Genomic DNA, 2,665 nt, shown 5'->3' on the forward strand with positions numbered 1-2,665 from the left:
ATGCTGCCACATCAGACTATATTAAAAACTTAATTCAAGAAGCTGTTAATGCTGAAAGAACAAGAATTGAAGCATTAAGTAATGTTAAAACTTTTAATAAGAAACAAGAGGAAGCAGTAAAAAATGCAATGTTTAAAGAGCCTAGAGACTCTAAAGAATTAATAGTTGAATTTTATAATTCAGATGCGTACAAAGCAAATGGTGAAATAGAAAAAACAGAGGAAGAAAAAGCAGCAGCAGGGCTTAACAATATAACAGAACAACCTCCAATTAATGATAAAGAATTGGATGAAGCAATAATTAATGCTGCTCTAGATGCATTTAACGGAAAATAGGAGGAAATAAATGTCAAATATTATAACAACGTTTCAAGAAAAAAATATAATAGCAGGTACCTTTCCTGTAGTAGTAGATTCTTTAGAGGTAAAAACTAATGTTTTAGCAGGAGATATCATTGGAGTTAGTGCAACAAAAACATTTGGAAAATTAGATGATGCCACGTATACAGAAGTATTTGGGATAGCATATGATGATGCACTGGCAACAACACCATGTACTGTTATTTTAACTGGTGAAATTGCAGGTACATTTGTAAATATACCAGAAAGTAAAGAATTAGAAACTAAAAATTCATTAAGAAAAATATCATTATTCATAAAATAGGGAGGGACATATGCCACAAAATGTTTATACGCAAAAATCAGTAAGAAAACTGAGAGAAAAAGCTGAAGTTAAGAGAAATTTTTTAAGAGAATTATTTTTTAAAGGATCATCAAGAGCAGATACAGAAGAAATAATGCTTGAGTTAGAAAAAGGTGGAGAATATGTAGCTCCGCTAGTTACCCCTTTAGAGTCTGGAAGATTATTACCTACTAAAACAAGAAAAACAAATCAAATTACAGCTCCAAATGTAGCTCCAAAATATACACTAACACCAAAAGATTATTTTACTAGACCAGTTGGTGGGGAACTTTCAGGTGGAGAAAGTCCTACAGTATTAGCAGCAAAAAGATTAGGAAAAATTTTAAAAGACCAAGAAAATACTATTGTTAATAGAGAAGAACTGATGGTTGCCCAATTTATAACTACTGGTAAAGTAACTGCTCTTTCTGGAGATGCTGGATATGAAGTTGACTATGAACTTGAAAATATTGAAACGCTAGCAGCAGAAAAGCAATGGGATAAGGATGGAGTAGATCCTTTGGAAAGTGTAGATACTCTTGTTGCAAACGCAGAAAAAAATGGTGTTAAAGTTGAAAATATAGTAATGGGAAGAACTGCTGCAAAGCATTTTATAGAAAAACTTCATAATAGTAAAAAATTAAGTAAAGATCTTCAAAGTGAAGTTGTTAAAAAAATGGTTAGAGAGAATCCAGGAGTTACTTGGTTAGGAACATATACAACATATGGAATAGAGTTGTACAGATACGACAGAAGTTTAAGAGGAGCTAAAAATGAAGTTGTAGAATTAATAGCTTCAAATGTAGTTGCAGGAGGCCCTAGTGGTGGAGAAATTATATATGCACCTGTTATATATATGACTCAAAAGGGGGCGGAAATGCATATGGTTGAAAGATACTCGGGGGTAAATAATCCTAATGCAAAAGTAAAAGAGATAACAACGGAATCAAGACCAGTATTGCAACCAGTTGAGCTAACAGGATATTTCGCAGCAACAGTGTGTCCTAAATAGGAGGGAGAAAAATGGCAAAATACATATTTAAAAAAAAATATAAAGAATACTTAAAAGGAGATATTGATACTTTAACAGATAAAAAAGAAATTACTTTTTTATTAGAAACGGAAACGATTGAAGAAATAAAGGCTTCAAAGGATAAAAGTGAAAATAGTCTTTTAAAAGAAAATGAAGAGTTAAAGTCAGAAAATGAAAAATTAAAAAAAGAGCTAGAAAATTTAAAGAAACAAACGGATAAAGAGGAAAAATAATGAAGTTTAAAGATGTTTTAAAAAAAGATATAGAAAAAACATTTTTAGATATTGAAAAATTAGCTGAAGAGTTAGAAATAGATGGAGTCAAGCATAAAGGTGTGCTTGACTCCAAAGAAAATGTAGAAACAAAAGTTGAAAGTCAAGGGATTTATAATACTGATATTTCTATTTTATATATTTTATATAGTGAAGAATTAAGAAAAAGATGTAAAAAAGGGCGTTCGATAGAAATTAATGAACGAACTTATGTAATAGAATCTGTAGCAGAGCAGCTAGGAATGTTGGTAGTCAAATTAAGCGAAAATACAGGATTTTAATTTAAACTTCGGAAGTTCCGAACTAGGAGATATAAAATGGTTGAAATATCGCAGAGTAATTTGAAAGAAGCAGCTGAGTTATTATCTGGAATAAAAAATGGTATGGGAAAAGCTACTGCTAGAGCAATTAATCATACAACAGCTAAAGCCAAAACTCAAATGAAAAGAAAAGTAGGCAAAGATTACTATATAAAACAAGGTGATGTTGATAAAACATTAAAAGTAAAAAAAGCTTCTTGGACAAATCCATTTGCTACAGTAACTTCAAAATCAAGAGTATTAGGATTAGATAAGTTTAAAGTAACTGTAAAAGGTGGAGTTGTAAGAGCAGCTATTAGTAAACTAGAAGGTTATAAAGATAGAAAAGGTGGCTTTATAGCAAATGTAAAAAACTTTAG

6 protein-coding genes are annotated in these 2,665 nt (G+C 30.8%); all 6 read left to right on the top strand.

Annotated features, from left to right (window positions below):
- A partial coding sequence (locus ACRCYC_RS15575; RefSeq protein WP_438620023.1) for a hypothetical protein occupies positions 1-335 on the top strand: 335 nt, incomplete at its 5' end.
- Positions 336-345: 10 nt separating this feature from the next.
- The gene (locus ACRCYC_RS15580; RefSeq protein ID WP_438506942.1) at positions 346-663 is read left to right on the top strand and encodes a hypothetical protein; all 318 of its coding nucleotides are present in this window, start codon (positions 346-348) and stop codon (positions 661-663) included.
- A gap of 10 nt (positions 664-673) precedes the next feature.
- Positions 674-1,693, top strand: coding sequence for a major capsid protein (locus tag ACRCYC_RS15585; protein ID WP_438532935.1), 1,020 nt, complete (start codon positions 674-676; stop codon positions 1,691-1,693).
- An 11-nt stretch (positions 1,694-1,704) separates the two neighbouring features.
- Positions 1,705-1,947 carry a hypothetical protein gene (locus tag ACRCYC_RS15590; RefSeq protein WP_438532936.1) on the top strand — a complete coding sequence of 81 codons (243 nt, stop codon included), beginning with the start codon at positions 1,705-1,707 and terminating at the stop codon, positions 1,945-1,947.
- The gene (locus ACRCYC_RS15595; RefSeq protein ID WP_438532937.1) at positions 1,947-2,267 is read left to right on the top strand and encodes a hypothetical protein; all 321 of its coding nucleotides are present in this window, start codon (positions 1,947-1,949) and stop codon (positions 2,265-2,267) included. Before ACRCYC_RS15590 ends, ACRCYC_RS15595 begins: the two co-directional genes overlap by 1 nt.
- A gap of 36 nt (positions 2,268-2,303) precedes the next feature.
- On the top strand, positions 2,304-2,665 hold a 362-nt coding region (locus ACRCYC_RS15600), incomplete at its 3' end, for a phage tail protein (protein WP_438532938.1).

This window comes from Paraclostridium sp. (assembly GCF_051657365.1).
Lineage (GTDB): Bacteria > Bacillota > Clostridia > Peptostreptococcales > Peptostreptococcaceae > Paraclostridium.